This is a genomic window from Pseudomonas sp. Pseusp88 (assembly GCF_047303955.1).
Taxonomy (GTDB): domain Bacteria; phylum Pseudomonadota; class Gammaproteobacteria; order Pseudomonadales; family Pseudomonadaceae; genus Aquipseudomonas.
In genome coordinates, this window is the sequence record NZ_JBGLYM010000001.1 from 397,073 (window position 1) to 411,555 (window position 14,483).

Here is a 14,483-nt window from a genome sequence, read left to right on the forward strand (position 1 = left end):
GTTTACCGAAATGCTTGCGCAACTTCCCACGGCCTTACAGAGTCTTCACCTTCCCTTGCGATTGAAACTCTGGGACGGCCACGAGCTGGATCTGGGTCCAGCGCCCAGCGTTACTATCGTCGTCAAAGATCCCCAGCTGGTTTCCGAATTTACTCATCCAAGTCTCGATCTGCTCGGCAGTGCCTTTGTCGAAGGTCGTCTTGAGCTTGAGGGCTCGATCAGCGAAGTCGTGCGGGTCTGCGATGAGCTGAGCCAGGCGCTGGTGGATGAGGATGACAGCAATCTCCCTACTCGCTCGCACCATGACAAGGCTACTGACGCCGAGTCCATTTCCTACCACTACGATTTGTCCAATGAGTTTTATCAGCTCTGGCTCGACAAGGAGATGGTCTACTCCTGCGCCTACTTCAAGACCGGTGAAGAAACCCTGGAACAGGCGCAGTTGGACAAGTTTCATCACCTCTGCCGCAAGCTGCGGCTCAAGCCCGGCGAGTACCTGCTGGACGTCGGTTGCGGTTGGAGCGGGCTGGCGCGTTTCGCTGCCCGCGAGTATGGCGTCAAGGTCTTTGGTATCACCCTGAGCCGTGAACAACTGGCTCTGGGCCGTGCGCGGGTCAAGGCAGAGGGCTTGCAGGACAAGGTCGATCTGCAGCTGTTCGATTACCGTGACCTGCCCCAGGATGGCCGCTTCGACAAGGTGGTCAGCGTCGGCATGTTCGAGCACGTCGGCCATGCCAACCTGCCGCTCTACACCAAGTTGCTGTTCGGTGCGGTGAAGGAGGGTGGCCTGGTGATGAACCATGGCATTACCGCCAAGCACGTCGACGGTCGCCCGGTGGGTCGTGGAGCCGGGGACTTCATCGACCGCTATGTCTTCCCGAATGGCGAGCTGCCCCATGTCTCGCGCATCAGCGCCGACATCAGCGAGGCGGGTCTGGAAGTGGTCGACGTCGAAAGCCTGCGCCTGCACTACGCCAAGACGCTGGAGCACTGGAGCACGCGGTTGGAAAACAAGCTGGATCAGGCCGCCGAAATGGTCCCGCCCCACATCCTGCGTATCTGGCGCCTGTACCTGGCCGGTTGTTCCTACGCATTCAGCAAAGGCTGGATCAATTTGCATCAGATCCTGGCGGTGAAACCTTTCGCTGACGGCAGCCATGATCTGCCCTGGACGCGGGAAGATATCTATCGCTGAGTTTCACGGGCGGTTGCCGTTTCGGCGACAGGTTGTCGTTGGAGCGGTAACTGCTCTCAGAGAATGGGCGAGATGATCCGCGCAATACGCATGCCCAGTTGTTTCAGACGATGGATCTCGTAGCGCTCTTCGGTGGAGATTTCCCGGGAAAGGGCGAAGTCTTCGTTAAGCATGTGCTCGACCTCTCTGGCGAAGTCTTTATCGACCGTCAACAGCATCAATTCGAAATTCAAACGGAATGAGCGATTGTCCAGGTTGGCACTGCCGATGGCGCTGATTTCGTCATCCACCAGCACTACTTTCTGATGCAGAAACCCGGGCTCATAACGGAACACTCGCACCCCGGCGCGCACGGCTTCGAAGGCGAAGAGACTGGAGGCGGCGTAGACCACATAGTGGTCCGGCCGCGAAGGCAGCAGCAGGCGTACGTCCACACCTCGTAACACTGCCAGGCGCAGGGCGGCGGATACCGCTTCGTCCGGGATGAAGTACGGGCTGGTTATCCACACCCGTTCCGTTGCGGCATGAATCGCCTCGACAAAAAACAGTGAACAGGTTTCCTGCTCGTCCGCCGGGCCGCTGGCCAGGAGCTGACAGAGCACGCCATCTTCCGGGAAAGACGCCGGCAGGGTCAGCGGCGGCAGTTCGCGGGTAGCCCAGAACCAGTCCTCGGCAAATGACTCCTGCAGGCAGGCCACCACCGGCCCTTTCACTTCGACATGGGTGTCGCGCCAGGGCGAGAGGGGTGGTTGCAGGCCCAGGTATTCATCGCCGACGTTATGCCCGCCGAGAAAGCCGCGCACGCCATCGACCACCACTATCTTACGGTGATTGCGGAAGTTGATCTGGAAGCGATTGAGCCAGCCGCTGCGGGTGGCGAAGGCTTTGATCTGCACGCCACTTGCCCGCAGGCGCTCGCTGTATTCGGCGGGCAGGGCATGGCTGCCGATGCGGTCATAGAGCACATAAATGGCGACACCTTCGGCAGCTTTTTCCAACAGCAGGTTTTGCAGGCGACGGCCCAGTTCATCGTCATGGATAATGAAAAACTGTACGAAGATGCTTTGTCTGGCGTGGGTAATGGCGTCGAAGATTGCAGTGAAGGTGGCGTTGCCGTTGATCAGCAGTTTGACTTCGTTGTTGGTCAGGGCGGGCATGCGCCCCAGCTTGGGCATGGCACGCAGCGATGCATAGCCCTCGGTACGGCGTGCTGCAACCGCCTCGTTGACCCAGGGCCGCCAGTTCTGATGGCTGATGGCCGCGCGCATTTCTTCGTTGGCCTGGCGCCGGGCCTTGATATAGGCATCGAATGAGCTGCGGCCAAATACCAGATACGGAATCAAGGTGAAGTAGGGGATGAAGAACAGCGGCATGGCCCAGGCGATGGCGCCTTGGGCTGTGCGAACGGTCAACAGGGCATGTATGGCCGCTGCGATACCCAGGAGATGAATGAAGCCAAGGATGTAACCGAAAAAGTAAGGACTGTGATAATCCATGTGCCCGCTGCTCAAGATCTTTGCTGTCTAAAAGACCACAGCTGCCATGGATTGTCGCTATTTTATTATCCATGCAACGCGGCGACGCATCTGTCGTCTAAGCCCCATCATCGCGCGTCCGGCAGGCCGCGATTCACTCAAGTAAACGCTTTGACAAGGAAGCTTTGGAAATGAACAAGCGCATAGTGGCGTGGATGTTTTGTCTGGCCGCACCCCTGGCCCAGGCGCAAATGCTGCAGCCGGGTTTGTGGGAGTTGACCACGAGCAATATGCAGGTAGATGGGCAGGCGCTGCCGGATATGCAAGTCATGCTGGCGCAACTGCAAGCCATGGCGCCGGAACAGCGGGCGATGATGGAGCAGATGCTGCAGAAACAGGGGGTGACCCTCGGCGGCAAAGGTGTACGAGTCTGTCTGACTGCTGATCAGGTCAAGACCGATGATATCCCGCTGACCGATCCGCAATCAGGCTGCACGCAAAAGATCACTAGCCGTAACGGCAATACCTGGCAGTTCCAGTTCAGTTGCCCCAAGGCTCAGGGCACTGGGCAGGCGCAGTTTCTGAGTGATCGCGAATTCACTACGCACGTGACCGGCACCTTCAATGCCACAGGCAAGCCGCAGAATGGCAGCATGGACACGCGCTCGCTGTGGCTGGGCCAGCAATGCGGGGCGGTCAAACCCCGCACTTGAGTCAAGGCTTGAGCAGGGCGTTGTAGAGGGTGTCCATGTTCGCCTGATAGGCGCCCAGGTAGGTGGCCGCCGGACCGCTGGCGGCCAATGACCGGGTGCGCAGCGGCCCGCCGAAGCGAACGCCGGTCTGCTCGATCACTTTTTGTCGAGCGGCTGCGTCCTTGAGGTTGTCGACGAAGACCGCATCGGTCTTGTTCTGCTTGATCTGGCTGATCAGGGACGCGACTTCATCGGCGTTCAACTCGCGGTCGAGCGGCAAACCTTTGGCAACCTCGATATCCACCGTATAGGGATGCCCAAGGTATTTCGCGCCCTCGCTGGTAACCAGAATGTGGCGGCCGTTCAGGGGCAGGGTAGCGAAGCGGGTTTTACTCTGGGCCATGACCAGATGTGCCTGACGCGCATAGTTCTTGGCATTGCTGGCGTAGGCCTTGGCGTTATCCGGGTCGGCAGCGATCAGTGCGGTAGCGATATTGTTCGCATAGAGTTGAGCGTTAGCGATGCTATTCCATGCATAAGCATCAGGCGCGGTCTTGCCCTCCGGGTCGAACGGACGAGGCGTCGCGCCTTTGCTGGCGACCACTACGCGCGATGCGGCTCCGGCGCTGGTGACCAGCTTATCCAGCCACGGCTCCAGGCCCAGACCATTCTCAACAATCAAACGAGCTTTGCCCACGCGCTTGGCGTCCTCGGCACCGGGCTGGTAGGTCGCCGGGTCATGATCGGCGCCGGCCAGGTTCACCACCTGCACGTGCTCGCCGCCAATCTGCTGGGTCAGATCAGCCAATACGGTAAAGCTGGTGACGACATTCAATTTTTCGGCGGCCGACAATGACAGCGGCAACAGCGCGCTAAGCAGTACGAGCAAAACTCGCATCATGAAACCTCATGGCATGTGAACGAAGAAGCGGTTGCCAAGTTTAGAGGGAACCGCGTTCGTACACATGATTTCTCTGCGCTTGTTCAGCTGTCAGGCAGCTCGCCAGTTCCAGCTACTCCGGGCAACGGCGTCATGGGCATGCAGGCTTTCAGCATGCACGACCGTCAGGGCAAAGCCACTGATTGCCTGATTGCGCTTGAGCATCCGGTGCAAGCGACGAACGGCATCCTCGCAAAACATCAGGTTCTGCCCATTGGCCAAGGCGAAGGCCTGCTCATCTGCGCGCTTTACCGCCGTTTGCACGGCCGTACCCAGCGCAGCCTCGCTTTGATCGATGAGGTTTTTAAAGAGAAATTCATTTGTAAATTCATTGAGTTGCAGGCAGATTTTAGCGTTACTTCTCTGACTATGCGGCGTGGCGACAACGCCTTGTGTTGAGCCCAGCCATTCCAGCACAGCGTCGTAGTCAAGGTGCTTACTGGCGAAGTCGTCAGTGAACTGCTGCTGGATGAGCTGCCGCGCAAGTGCTGCCGAGCAAGGGCAGGTCGAAGAGTAGGCCACGTCAAAATTTAGTTCCACGTGGAACACTTCGTTTTCCAACTGCGCAAAGATACTGATTGGATAGGATTTCCATCCCGCGAGGGGGCTGACCAATGCCGGACGTTTCAGCAGAATTTCAGTGTGAAGACGTAAATAGGCGCTGTTGGACAAGCCCTGATGGCTGTCCAGAAAGCGCTGCAATACCTTGCGCAGCCGCTGTGATGTCAGGTTGCCGGTCTCCAGGTCCTCCAGCGCCAGGTACAGCCGCGACATATGAATACCACGCGCTTCACCGTTGTCCAGGCTGACGCCGACGTCGGCCTTGGCGCTGACCTGCTGGCCTTCGAGCTGAACGGGCAGGGCTATGCCGCACATGCCGACCCAGTCCAGTGAAAGAGATTGTTTGGCGGTTTGGGCGGCGATATCGGGCAGCGTCAGGGCATTCATGAAAGGGTCCATCGTCGGTATGAAACATCATGTTATATTATTACATTTGTATCGACGATTTCTTTTTTGAGCTGGGATGCTCGCTCTTATTTAGTGAGACATGTCATGCATAGACGTCAAATGCTGCTCAATATGCTGCTGGCCAGCGCAGCGCTGTCGTTGCCCCTGGGCGCTTACGCAACGCAAATCCGCAATGCGCGTATCTGGCGCAGCGATGACAAGCTGCGCCTGGTCCTCGACCTTAGCGGTCCGGTGCAATACAAAACCTTCACCCTGACCTCGCCTGATCGGCTGATCATCGATATCAGCGGTGCGCGTCTGACCGGTGATTTCAATCAGCTGGCTCTGGCCAATACGCCGATCAAATCCATTCGGTCCGGCCATTACGGCACCGGCGACGACACGCGGATCGTGCTGGACCTTACCGCCCCGGTGAAGCTCAATAGCTTCCTGCTTGGGCCGGAGGGTTCACAGGGTCATCGGCTGGTCCTGGACATGGGCGACTCGGCGCATATCCACGCACCTGCGGCGGTAATTGCTGCCGCGCCGGTCAGTGCGCCGCCGAGCTTGCCGACACCTGAGAAGGGCCAGCGCAAACGCGACATCATGGTGGTGGTCGATGCCGGTCACGGCGGCAAGGATCCGGGTGCCATCGGTTCTCGGGGCGAGCGGGAAAAAGACGTGGTGCTTTCCATCGCCCAGTTGCTGGCCAAGCGTCTGAAGCGCGAAAAGGGTTATGACGTGCGTCTGGTACGCAACGATGACTTTTTCGTGCCGCTGCGCAAGCGCGTGGACCTGGCCCACAAGTACAACGCCGACATGTTTATCTCGGTTCATGCCGATGCCGCGCCGCGCCTTACCGCTTCCGGGGCCTCGGTGTTTGCCTTGTCCGAGGGCGGTGCAACGTCGGCGACCGCCCGTTTCATGGCGCAGCGCGAGAACGGTGCCGACCTGCTGGGCGCTAACAGCCTGCTCAATCTGAAAGACAAGGACCCGATGCTGGCCGGGGTGATTCTCGACATGTCGATGAACGCCACCATCGCTGCCAGCCTGCAACTGGGCAACACCATTCTTGGCAGCCTGGCCGACGTGACCTCGCTGCATCAGAAGCGCGTCGAGCAGGCCGGCTTTGCGGTGCTCAAGTCCCCGGATGTACCGTCGATCCTGGTCGAGACCGGCTTCATCTCCAATGCCAAGGACAGCCAGCGACTGGTGACGGCGCGTCATCAGCAGGCGGTCGCCGACGGTCTGTTCGACGGCCTGCAGCAGTATTTCCGACGCAATCCGCCGACAGGCTCCTACGTGGCCTGGCAGGAAGAGCAGAAGCGCATGAATCAGGCGCTGGTGTAGGGCCTAGCCTTGATGGCAGCCGGTCACCCGGCTGCAGGTGATCTTCGTGCGCGTGCCGCTGGAGCTGGACACCCGGCTGATGGTGGTCCAGCCCACGCGCTGAATGGTGCCGATCCAGGCTTCGCCGTCGGTGGCCAGGCCGCTGAAAAAGGTCAGTTGGCCATAGCGGCTGCTGGTCTGCACCCAGTGTCGATCCGTCCCCGCTTCATACCCCCGCAACCAGGTGGTCTTGCCCGCCGTGGCGACGCTGTAGGTGTTGCCATCCGGGTCATAGCACGCCAGCAGATTCGCACTTTGTGCACAGAGCGCCCGCCCGTTACCAGTCTGCGGCGGCGCGGCCATGGCCGTCGCGCTGGGCAGCAGCGTCAGCACCAGTAAGGTTTTTACGAGGCAATTCATGTGCAGTCCTTCGATAAACGGGGTTGGCTAATTTGCACTGTTATAATATAACATTGTCGCTGATCTGAATGGGCCGACCGCGCGCACACAAAGCCGGCACCCTGAAACCGCTGATGAGAACCGACATGCCCAATCCTCTCCCCGTTACTGTCTTGTCCGGCTTTCTTGGCGCGGGCAAAAGCACACTGCTCAATTACGTTCTGCGCAACCGCGACAACCTGCGCGTTGCAGTGATCGTCAACGATATGAGCGAAATCAATATCGATGGCGGCGAAGTCCAGCGCGATGTCAGCCTCAATCGTGCCGAAGAAAAACTCATCGAGATGAGTAACGGCTGCATCTGCTGCACCTTGCGCGAAGACCTGCTCGAAGAAGTCAGCCGTCTGGCCCGTGACGGCCGTTTCGATTATCTGCTGATCGAATCTACCGGCATCTCCGAGCCGCTGCCAGTTGCCGAGACTTTTACTTTTCGCGATGAAGAGGGTGTCAGCCTGGCCGATATCGCGCGCCTGGACACCATGGTGACAGTGGTCGACGGCCTGAACTTCCTGACCGACTACCAGGCCGCCGAAAGTCTGGCGACCCGTGGCGAAACCATGGGTGAAGACGACGAGCGCTCCATCACTGACCTGTTGATCGACCAGATCGAGTTTGCCGATGTGATCCTGATCAGCAAGATCGACCTGATCAGCCAGAGCGATCGCGAAGAGTTGATGGCCATTCTCAAGCGACTCAATGCTCACGCTGAAGTCGTACCGATGGTCATGGGCCAGATTCCTCTGGGCACGATCCTCAATACCGGCCGTTTCGACTTCGAACGGGCTGCCCAGGCGCCGGGATGGCTCAAGGAAATGCGCGGCGAACATGTGCCGGAAACCCAAGAGTACGGCATCGCCTCGACCGCCTACCGGGCGCGTCGACCCTTCCACCCGGAGCGTTTCTTTGCCTTCATCAACCGGCCCTGGAGTAACGGTAAGCTGCTGCGCTCCAAGGGCTTCTTCTGGCTGGCGAGCAAGTACAAGGAGGCCGGCAGCTGGTCCCAGGCCGGTGGCCTGATGCGCCATGGCTTTGCCGGGCGTTGGTGGCGCTTCGTACCGCGCGAGCATTGGCCGCAGGATCAGCAGGATACCCAGGCGATCATGGAGAACTGGAACGTCGAAGCCGGTGATTGCCGCCAGGAACTGGTGTTTATCGGGCAGAACATCGATTTCCCTCTCCTGACCCAAGAGCTGAACGACTGCCTGCTGACCGATGCCGAGATGGCCGAGGGCGTGATCAGCTGGCAGAAACTGCCGGATCCGTTCGGCGACTGGCATGAAGAGGCGGCCTGATGCTCGCACCTGACCTGAAATGGCACCCCCAGGTGCGGCAGATTCGCGGGGACAACCCCGGCGTGCTCAGCCAGATACTGGAAGACGGCGTGAACCTGTCGATCTGGCAGCGGCAATTGCCCGCCCATATCGAAGACTTCGGCGCCTTGCTGCTGGCCCAGGGACAGCCGCTGGCGGAGTCCATGACGCTGGAAATGGGCGACGGCGACAGCGAGCCCAATCTGCAAGGATTGGCAGCGGGCTATGCCGATCTGCAGGGTTACGCCGGGTTTATCGCTGATGTTTCCTGGCTGGTCAGCGCCTACTCTTGCCTGTTGGGGGCGTCATGTGTGGGCTTGCGCCTGCGCATATTGGATAAGGCCATGTGCCCGCGTTTCCACGTCGATCATGTGCCGGTGCGGTTGATCAGCACCTATGCGGGGATCGGCAGCCAGTGGCTCAAGGAAGGCGTCATCGACCGTACGCAACTGGGCCGCGCCGAGGCAGAGCCGCAAGACCCGCAGTTGATCCAGCAGATCAACTGCGGCGATGTCGCCCTGCTCAAGGGCGAGCGCTGGATTGGCAATGAGGGGCACGGCCTGGTGCACCGTTCGCCGCAGCCAAGGCGGGATGAGCGGCGCTTATTGCTGACGCTGGATTGGCTCGCCTAACGACCACTTGCCCTGGCTTTGCTGTTCACAGAACGGTTTGAGAAAGCGCGTGTCGGTGGCGACGCCGTAATAGTGAATATCCTGGCGATAGGGCATATTGGCGACCAGTGCGTTGCTGCATACGCCAAATGCTCCGGTAGGACATTGATCGACGAAGGTCACCTCAACGTTCTGTCCGGCCAGCTGCGGTTTGCAAAAACCGTCGTGAAACAGCTGGGGCGGGATTGAGCGGTTGTTCTGGCAGACCTTGACGTCCACCCGTTCGCCCTGGCTGTGCACGACACAGGCTTCGGCCCAGGCCTGGCTTGCGCTCACGGTCAGGATCATCATTGTCAGGCGCAGGCTGTGCATCGTCATCTTGCCGACTGTTGCGGTTGTCTCAAGCATTTCTCAGAAGCCACCATCATGTTGCAAAACATTCCTGCCCATCTTATTGCCGGCCCGTTGGGCGCGGGCAAGACCAGCCTGATCAAGCACCTGCTGGCGCAGAAACCGGCCGCTGAACGCTGGGCGATCCTTATCAATGAGTTCGGTCAGATCGGCCTGGATGCCGCTCTGCTGACCACGGCTGCCGATGGTATCGCACTTGGTGAAGTGGCTGGGGGCTGCCTGTGCTGTGTCAATGGCGCGCCCTTCCAGATCGGCCTGGGCCGTTTGTTGCGCAAGGCCAGGCCTGATCGTTTGTTTATCGAACCCTCCGGCCTGGGTCATCCCGCTCAATTGATGGCACAACTGCGTCAGGCGCCGTGGCAGGGTGTGCTGGCGTTGCAGCCCAGTGTGATGGTGCTCGATGCGATGGCCCTGGCTGCGGGCCAGGCGCTACCACCGAGCCAGCATGAGGCCTTGGCAGGCGCCGGGCTGCTGGTGTTGAACAAGTCTGCAGGGCTTGATGAGGCGGCGCGTCAGCAACTGGCTGCGGCATTGCCGGACCAGACGTTGTACTGGACCGAACAGGGTGCATTGCCGCTGAGTGAATTACCGGGTGTGGATAACCGGGGCGAGGCGGGTGTGGACAAGCTGCCTGTGGATAACCTGCCCGTGAGGCTCGCGCAGATGCCCGCCATCTGGACTGACCCGCGCCAGCCCATTTGCCTGAGCCAAAGTCAGGAAGAAGGTTGGAGTATCGGCTGGCGTTGGCACCCGTCCCAGTGTTTCGATCTGCAAGCCATCCAGGACTGGTTGCAAAGCCTGGACTGGCGACGGGCCAAGCTGGTTATCCACAGTGTTGAAGGTTGGGTATCCGGCAATGCCCTGGATGGCGCGCCGTTTAGTTGGCAAGCCAGTGAATGGCGACGGGACTCGCGCCTGGAGCTGATCTTTGCCCAAGAGCAGGACACCGCTGTCCTGCAGGCGCAGTTGGCGGCTTGCCTGCGTTAGGCTGCGGTCATTGCTTCCACTTGTTGTGTTCCTGACGCCATTCGCTGAGTTGAATGATCTCGGCGCTGCGTGGTGGTGGCGTCTTGATTTCGAAGGGGTAGGGCGCCAGTTCGATCTGCGCGGTATGGGAGCCGAACATGGTGATGGTGCCGGGGTGACGCTGCTCGCCGGTTACGGTGAACTCGAAGTTATACACACGGGCCAGGCGTTTGCGGCCGTTGGCGTCGCGGGTGAAGGCGAAACGGCGAAAGGCGACATTTTCATCGAGCAGCTCCAGGTCGAGCCTGGCGCAATGCTGCTTGACCCGACTCAATGCCCGCTCACGCAAGCCGTGGCCATGCCACAACCAGGCCGCGCCGCTCAAGAGCAGCATCAGCACGAAAATGTTTCCCAGGGTCAGCATGGCAGGGGTGCTCCAACTAAGTAGTTGCAGCTTAACCGTGTCCGACGATTTCCGGCCATACTGCGCGACTTAAATTTCTAATGAATGCATTTGCATCGTGTTCAGGACCCCATCATGAAGCGTACGCCCCATCTGCTCGCCATTCAGTCCCATGTGGTTTTCGGTCATGCCGGCAACAGCGCGGCGGTCTTCCCGATGCAGCGTCTGGGGGTGAATGTCTGGCCGCTCAACACGGTGCAATTCTCCAACCATACGCAATACAAGCAGTGGACGGGAGAAGTCCTGGCGTCGCAGCAGATTCCCGCGCTGATCGACGGTATTGCCGCGATTGGTGAATTGGGCAATTGCGATGCGGTGCTGTCGGGCTATCTGGGCACTGCCGATCAGGGGCGGGCGATTCTCGCAGGGGTGGCGCGGATCAAGGCGGCCAATCCCAAGGCGCTCTACCTGTGTGATCCAGTGATGGGGCATCCCGAAAAAGGCTGCATCGTGGCGCCGGAGGTCAGCCGGTTTTTGTTGGAAGAAGCCGCCGTGGTCGCCGACTTTCTGTGCCCCAACCAGTTGGAGCTGGACAGCTTCGCCGGGCGCAAGCCGACCTCCCTGGCCGATTGTCTGGGCATGGCTCGGGCGTTGTTGGAACGCGGCCCAAGGGCGATTGTGGTCAAGCACCTGGACTATCCGGGCAAGGCGCCTGATGGTTTCGAGATGCTGTTGGTGACACCTGAAGGCAGCTGGCACCTGCGCCGTCCTCTACTGGCCTTCCCACGTCAGCCGGTGGGTGTCGGCGACCTGACCTCAGGATTGTTCCTGGCGCGGCTGCTGCTGGGTGACAGCCTGGTCGCAGCGTTCGAATTCGCTGCGTCAGCGGTGCATGAGGTGCTGCTGGAAACCCAGGCCTGCGGCAGCTACGAGCTGGAGCTGGTCAGGGCCCAGGATCGTATCGCCCATCCGCGGGTGCGGTTTGAGGCGGTGCAGCTGTAATTGACGTTAAGAGCCCGCAGGAGCGAATTGTGGGAGCCAATTCATTCGCGAAGAAGCCAACGCGTTCAATGAAGATGCGCTGGCCGAAAAAACGATTCGCGAATGAATTCGCTCCCACAAACAGTTCCTACAATTCGCTCTCACAGACCCGGCTCATTTTTCCTTACAACGTCTCGTCCTTGATCTCGCGATAGCGCTTCTCCAGTTCCTGACGAATCTGGCGGCGTTGCTGTGCCTGGATGAAGCGGCGCTTGCCTTCGCCGCTTTCCGGCTCCAATGGCGGGACGCTGGCCGGTTTGCGCTGGTCGTCGACGGCGACCATGGTGAAGAAGCAACTGTTGGTATGGCGAACCGAGCGCTCGCGAATGTTCTCGGTCACGACTTTGATACCGACTTCCATCGAGGTGTTGCCGGTGTAGTTCACCGACGCCAGGAAGGTCACCAGCTCACCCACATGGATGGGCTCGCGGAAAATCACCTGGTCCACCGACAGGGTCACGACGTAGCGGCCGGCATAGCGGCTGGCGCAGGCATAGGCGACTTCATCGAGGTACTTGAGCAGGGTGCCGCCGTGGACGTTGCCAGAGAAGTTGGCCATGTCCGGGGTCATCAATACAGTCATCGACAGCTGGGCGTTTCCGGGTTCCATAGCGTACTCACGATCAAGGCGTTCAGAAGTGGCACCTGTTGACGGTGCTCGCGGATTTGCAGACAACAGATATCGGGACGCCAGCTGGCCGGTTGCCGTCACGCGCGACAGACATCTGTTTCCATATATTGCACCGGCTTTTCCCATGAATGTGCAGTGTTAACCTGCGAAAGCCCGTGGAACGGGACAATTCCTACATTTAAGTCGGATTTTTCGCAGTTAACAGCCCGATTTACCTTACCTGCCGCTGACGAGGCGGGCTCAAGGTGCGGCTGCACACTCAGAACAGGGAGCCGTACCCATGCATGCCATCAGTTTTATCCAGGATCTGGCCGTGATCATGCTGGTGGCCGGGGTCGTGACCATTGTTTTCCATCGGCTCAAGCAACCGGTGGTGCTGGGTTACATAGTCGCCGGCTTTATTATCGGCCCGCATACGCCGCCGGTAGGGCTGATTCACGATGAAGAGACCATCAAGATCCTCGCCGAGTTGGGGGTGATCTTCCTGATGTTTTGCCTGGGGCTCGAGTTCAGCCTGCGCAAGCTGTTCAAAGTGGGCGCCACGGCCTTTGTCGCGGCCTTCCTGGAAATCGTCCTGATGATCTGGATTGGCTACGAAATTGGCCGGTTCTTCGACTGGAGTACCATGGATTCGCTGTTTCTCGGCGCGATCCTGGCCATCTCCTCGACGACCATCATCGTCAAGGCGCTCAATGACCTGAAGATGAAAAACCAGCGCTTTGCCCAGTTGATCTTCGGCGTGCTGATCGTTGAAGACATCCTCGGTATCGGCATCATCGCGCTGTTGTCGAGCATTGCCGTCAGTGGCACGGTCAGCTCCGGCGAAGTCTTTTCTACCGTGGGCAAGCTGTCGCTGTTCATGATCGTGGCCCTGGTGGTGGGTATCCTGCTGGTGCCGCGTTTGCTGGCCTATGTCGCTCGTTTCGAGAGCAACGAAATGCTCCTGATAACGGTGCTGGGCCTGTGTTTCGGCTTTTGTCTGCTGGTGGTAAAGCTGGAATACAGCATGGTGCTGGGAGCGTTCCTGATTGGCGCGATCATGGCCGAATCTCGCCAACTGGTGAAGATTGAGCGTCTGATCGAGCCTGTTCGCGACATGTTCAGCGCCATCTTCTTTGTTGCCATTGGCTTGCTGATCGATCCGGGGATTCTTGTCGAGTACGCTTGGCCCATTGCCGTGATCACCGTAGCCGTGGTGCTGGGCAAGATGCTTTCCTGCGGCCTTGGGGCTTTTATCGCAGGCAACGACGGCCGCACCTCGCTACGGGTCGGCATGGGGCTGTCACAGATTGGCGAATTTTCCTTCATCATCGCAGCGCTGGGCATGACCTTGCAGGTCACCAGCGACTTCCTCTACCCGGTGGCTGTGGCGGTCTCCGCCATCACCACCTTGTTGACGCCTTATCTGATCCGCGCAGCGGACCCGTTGTCGAACACGCTGGCCGGGGCCATGCCGGTGCGGGTGGCCAGGGTCTTCAACCTGTATGGCGAATGGTTGCGCAGCATTCAGCCCCAGGGCGAGAGTGCCTTACTGGCTTCAATGATTCGCCGGATCCTGTTGCAGGTTGGAGTCAACCTGGCCCTGGTGGTGGCGATTTTTTTCTGTGGCGGGTACTTCGCCGAAGGGTTGAGCGTCAGGCTGAGCGAGTGGGTAAGCGACAGCGGCCTGCAGAAGGCAGTGATCTGCGGCGCAGCATTACTGTTGTCGTTGCCGTTTCTGATAGCGGCCTATCGCAAGCTCAAGGCCCTATCGATGTTGCTGGCGGAGATGGGGGTCAAGCCGGAGATGGCCGGCCGTCACACGGTACGGGTACGCAAGGTGATCGCCGAAGTCATCCCGCTGCTATCGCTGCTGGTGATCTTCCTGCTGCTCGCAGCGCTGTCGGCGAGCATCTTGCCGACCAGCGAATTGCTCGTTGTGATCGTCGCACTGGCCGCGCTGGTGGCGGCTTTGCTCTGGCGCTGGCTCATCCGCGTGCATACACGGATGCAGGTGGCGTTGCTGGAGACCCTGGACAACCATCAGGAGCCGCCCGAGCATTGATTGCTCCGGCGCACTCCGCCGCGCCGAC

15 protein-coding genes are annotated in these 14,483 nt (G+C 59.6%); 8 read left to right on the top strand and 7 right to left on the bottom strand.

Annotated features, from left to right (window positions below):
- Positions 1-10: 10 nt before the first annotated feature.
- Entirely contained in the window at positions 11-1,195 is a 1,185-nt protein-coding gene (cfaB, locus tag ACCD02_RS01895; protein WP_413298240.1) for a C17 cyclopropane fatty acid synthase CfaB, read from the top strand.
- Between the two features lie 56 nt (positions 1,196-1,251).
- Here the strand turns inward: cfaB and cls are convergent, their stop codons facing one another.
- On the bottom strand, positions 1,252-2,691 hold the full coding sequence (gene cls / locus ACCD02_RS01900) for a cardiolipin synthase (protein WP_413298241.1): 1,440 nt from the start codon (positions 2,689-2,691) through the stop codon (positions 1,252-1,254).
- 170 nt (positions 2,692-2,861) lie between these two features.
- Between cls and ACCD02_RS01905 the strand changes: the two genes are divergently transcribed.
- Positions 2,862-3,383 carry a DUF3617 domain-containing protein gene (locus ACCD02_RS01905; protein ID WP_413298242.1) on the top strand — a complete coding sequence of 174 codons (522 nt, stop codon included), beginning with the start codon at positions 2,862-2,864 and terminating at the stop codon, positions 3,381-3,383.
- A 1-nt stretch (position 3,384) separates the two neighbouring features.
- On the opposite strand, the gene ACCD02_RS01910 is transcribed toward ACCD02_RS01905, so the two are convergent.
- Both ACCD02_RS01910 and folE2 read right to left on the bottom strand, forming a co-directional pair.
- Positions 3,385-4,263, bottom strand: coding sequence for a metal ABC transporter solute-binding protein, Zn/Mn family (locus ACCD02_RS01910; protein WP_413298243.1), 879 nt, complete (start codon positions 4,261-4,263; stop codon positions 3,385-3,387).
- A 90-nt stretch (positions 4,264-4,353) separates the two neighbouring features.
- On the bottom strand, positions 4,354-5,250 hold the full coding sequence (gene folE2 / locus ACCD02_RS01915) for a GTP cyclohydrolase FolE2 (RefSeq protein WP_413298245.1): 897 nt from the start codon (positions 5,248-5,250) through the stop codon (positions 4,354-4,356).
- 105 nt (positions 5,251-5,355) lie between these two features.
- Between folE2 and ACCD02_RS01920 the strand changes: the two genes are divergently transcribed.
- Positions 5,356-6,600 carry an N-acetylmuramoyl-L-alanine amidase gene (locus ACCD02_RS01920; RefSeq protein WP_413298247.1) on the top strand — a complete coding sequence of 415 codons (1,245 nt, stop codon included), beginning with the start codon at positions 5,356-5,358 and terminating at the stop codon, positions 6,598-6,600.
- Between the two features lie 3 nt (positions 6,601-6,603).
- Here the strand turns inward: ACCD02_RS01920 and ACCD02_RS01925 are convergent, their stop codons facing one another.
- The gene (locus ACCD02_RS01925; protein WP_413298248.1) at positions 6,604-6,999 is read right to left on the bottom strand and encodes a glutamine synthetase; all 396 of its coding nucleotides are present in this window, start codon (positions 6,997-6,999) and stop codon (positions 6,604-6,606) included.
- A gap of 125 nt (positions 7,000-7,124) precedes the next feature.
- Here ACCD02_RS01925 and zigA point away from each other — a divergent pair, with 125 nt between their 5' ends.
- Together zigA and ACCD02_RS01935 are read left to right on the top strand one after the other, a co-directional pair.
- Entirely contained in the window at positions 7,125-8,330 is a 1,206-nt protein-coding gene (gene zigA, locus ACCD02_RS01930; protein WP_413298249.1) for a zinc metallochaperone GTPase ZigA, read from the top strand.
- Positions 8,330-8,980, top strand: a complete 651-nt coding sequence (locus tag ACCD02_RS01935) for a DUF1826 domain-containing protein (protein WP_413298250.1) — start codon at positions 8,330-8,332, stop codon at positions 8,978-8,980. The genes zigA and ACCD02_RS01935 overlap by 1 nt, the downstream gene beginning before the upstream one ends.
- Here ACCD02_RS01935 and ACCD02_RS01940 read toward each other — a convergent pair.
- Entirely contained in the window at positions 8,951-9,310 is a 360-nt protein-coding gene (locus ACCD02_RS01940) for an NADH:ubiquinone oxidoreductase (RefSeq protein WP_413298325.1), read from the bottom strand. The two genes, ACCD02_RS01935 and ACCD02_RS01940, sit on opposite strands and share 30 nt — an antisense overlap.
- A 75-nt stretch (positions 9,311-9,385) precedes the next feature.
- On the opposite strand from ACCD02_RS01940, the gene ACCD02_RS01945 reads away from it, so the two are divergent.
- Complete coding sequence (locus tag ACCD02_RS01945; RefSeq protein ID WP_413298251.1) at positions 9,386-10,357, top strand: CobW family GTP-binding protein; 972 nt, start codon at positions 9,386-9,388, stop codon at positions 10,355-10,357.
- A 7-nt stretch (positions 10,358-10,364) separates the two neighbouring features.
- Here the strand turns inward: ACCD02_RS01945 and ACCD02_RS01950 are convergent, their stop codons facing one another.
- Positions 10,365-10,760: a DUF3301 domain-containing protein gene (locus tag ACCD02_RS01950; RefSeq protein ID WP_413298252.1), complete on the bottom strand. Its 396-nt coding sequence runs from the start codon at positions 10,758-10,760 to the stop codon at positions 10,365-10,367.
- Positions 10,761-10,874: 114 nt separating this feature from the next.
- Between ACCD02_RS01950 and pdxY the strand changes: the two genes are divergently transcribed.
- Positions 10,875-11,741 (top strand): pyridoxal kinase PdxY, encoded by an 867-nt coding sequence (gene pdxY, locus ACCD02_RS01955; protein ID WP_413298253.1) that lies wholly within the window; start codon positions 10,875-10,877, stop codon positions 11,739-11,741.
- Between the two features lie 163 nt (positions 11,742-11,904).
- On the opposite strand, the gene ACCD02_RS01960 is transcribed toward pdxY, so the two are convergent.
- Entirely contained in the window at positions 11,905-12,390 is a 486-nt protein-coding gene (locus ACCD02_RS01960; protein ID WP_259100947.1) for an acyl-CoA thioesterase, read from the bottom strand.
- A gap of 301 nt (positions 12,391-12,691) precedes the next feature.
- Between ACCD02_RS01960 and ACCD02_RS01965 the strand changes: the two genes are divergently transcribed.
- Positions 12,692-14,455 (top strand): cation:proton antiporter, encoded by a 1,764-nt coding sequence (locus tag ACCD02_RS01965; protein ID WP_413298254.1) that lies wholly within the window; start codon positions 12,692-12,694, stop codon positions 14,453-14,455.
- Positions 14,456-14,483 lie beyond the last annotated feature (28 nt).

Excerpts from the sequence above, each read along its gene's own strand:
- cfaB (WP_413298240.1), top strand. The coding sequence starts at position 11 with ATGCTTGCGCAACTTCCCACGGCCTTACAGAGTCTTCACCTTCCCTTG.
- cls (WP_413298241.1), bottom strand. The coding sequence starts at position 2,691 with ATGGATTATCACAGTCCTTACTTTTTCGGTTACATCCTTGGCTTCATT.
- ACCD02_RS01905 (WP_413298242.1), top strand. The coding sequence starts at position 2,862 with ATGAACAAGCGCATAGTGGCGTGGATGTTTTGTCTGGCCGCACCCCTG.
- ACCD02_RS01910 (WP_413298243.1), bottom strand. The coding sequence starts at position 4,263 with ATGATGCGAGTTTTGCTCGTACTGCTTAGCGCGCTGTTGCCGCTGTCA.
- folE2 (WP_413298245.1), bottom strand. The coding sequence starts at position 5,250 with ATGAATGCCCTGACGCTGCCCGATATCGCCGCCCAAACCGCCAAACAA.
- ACCD02_RS01920 (WP_413298247.1), top strand. The coding sequence starts at position 5,356 with ATGCATAGACGTCAAATGCTGCTCAATATGCTGCTGGCCAGCGCAGCG.
- ACCD02_RS01925 (WP_413298248.1), bottom strand. The coding sequence starts at position 6,999 with ATGAATTGCCTCGTAAAAACCTTACTGGTGCTGACGCTGCTGCCCAGC.
- zigA (WP_413298249.1), top strand. The coding sequence starts at position 7,125 with ATGCCCAATCCTCTCCCCGTTACTGTCTTGTCCGGCTTTCTTGGCGCG.
- ACCD02_RS01935 (WP_413298250.1), top strand. The coding sequence starts at position 8,330 with ATGCTCGCACCTGACCTGAAATGGCACCCCCAGGTGCGGCAGATTCGC.
- ACCD02_RS01940 (WP_413298325.1), bottom strand. The coding sequence starts at position 9,310 with ATGATGATCCTGACCGTGAGCGCAAGCCAGGCCTGGGCCGAAGCCTGT.
- ACCD02_RS01945 (WP_413298251.1), top strand. The coding sequence starts at position 9,386 with ATGTTGCAAAACATTCCTGCCCATCTTATTGCCGGCCCGTTGGGCGCG.
- ACCD02_RS01950 (WP_413298252.1), bottom strand. The coding sequence starts at position 10,760 with ATGCTGACCCTGGGAAACATTTTCGTGCTGATGCTGCTCTTGAGCGGC.
- pdxY (WP_413298253.1), top strand. The coding sequence starts at position 10,875 with ATGAAGCGTACGCCCCATCTGCTCGCCATTCAGTCCCATGTGGTTTTC.
- ACCD02_RS01960 (WP_259100947.1), bottom strand. The coding sequence starts at position 12,390 with ATGGAACCCGGAAACGCCCAGCTGTCGATGACTGTATTGATGACCCCG.
- ACCD02_RS01965 (WP_413298254.1), top strand. The coding sequence starts at position 12,692 with ATGCATGCCATCAGTTTTATCCAGGATCTGGCCGTGATCATGCTGGTG.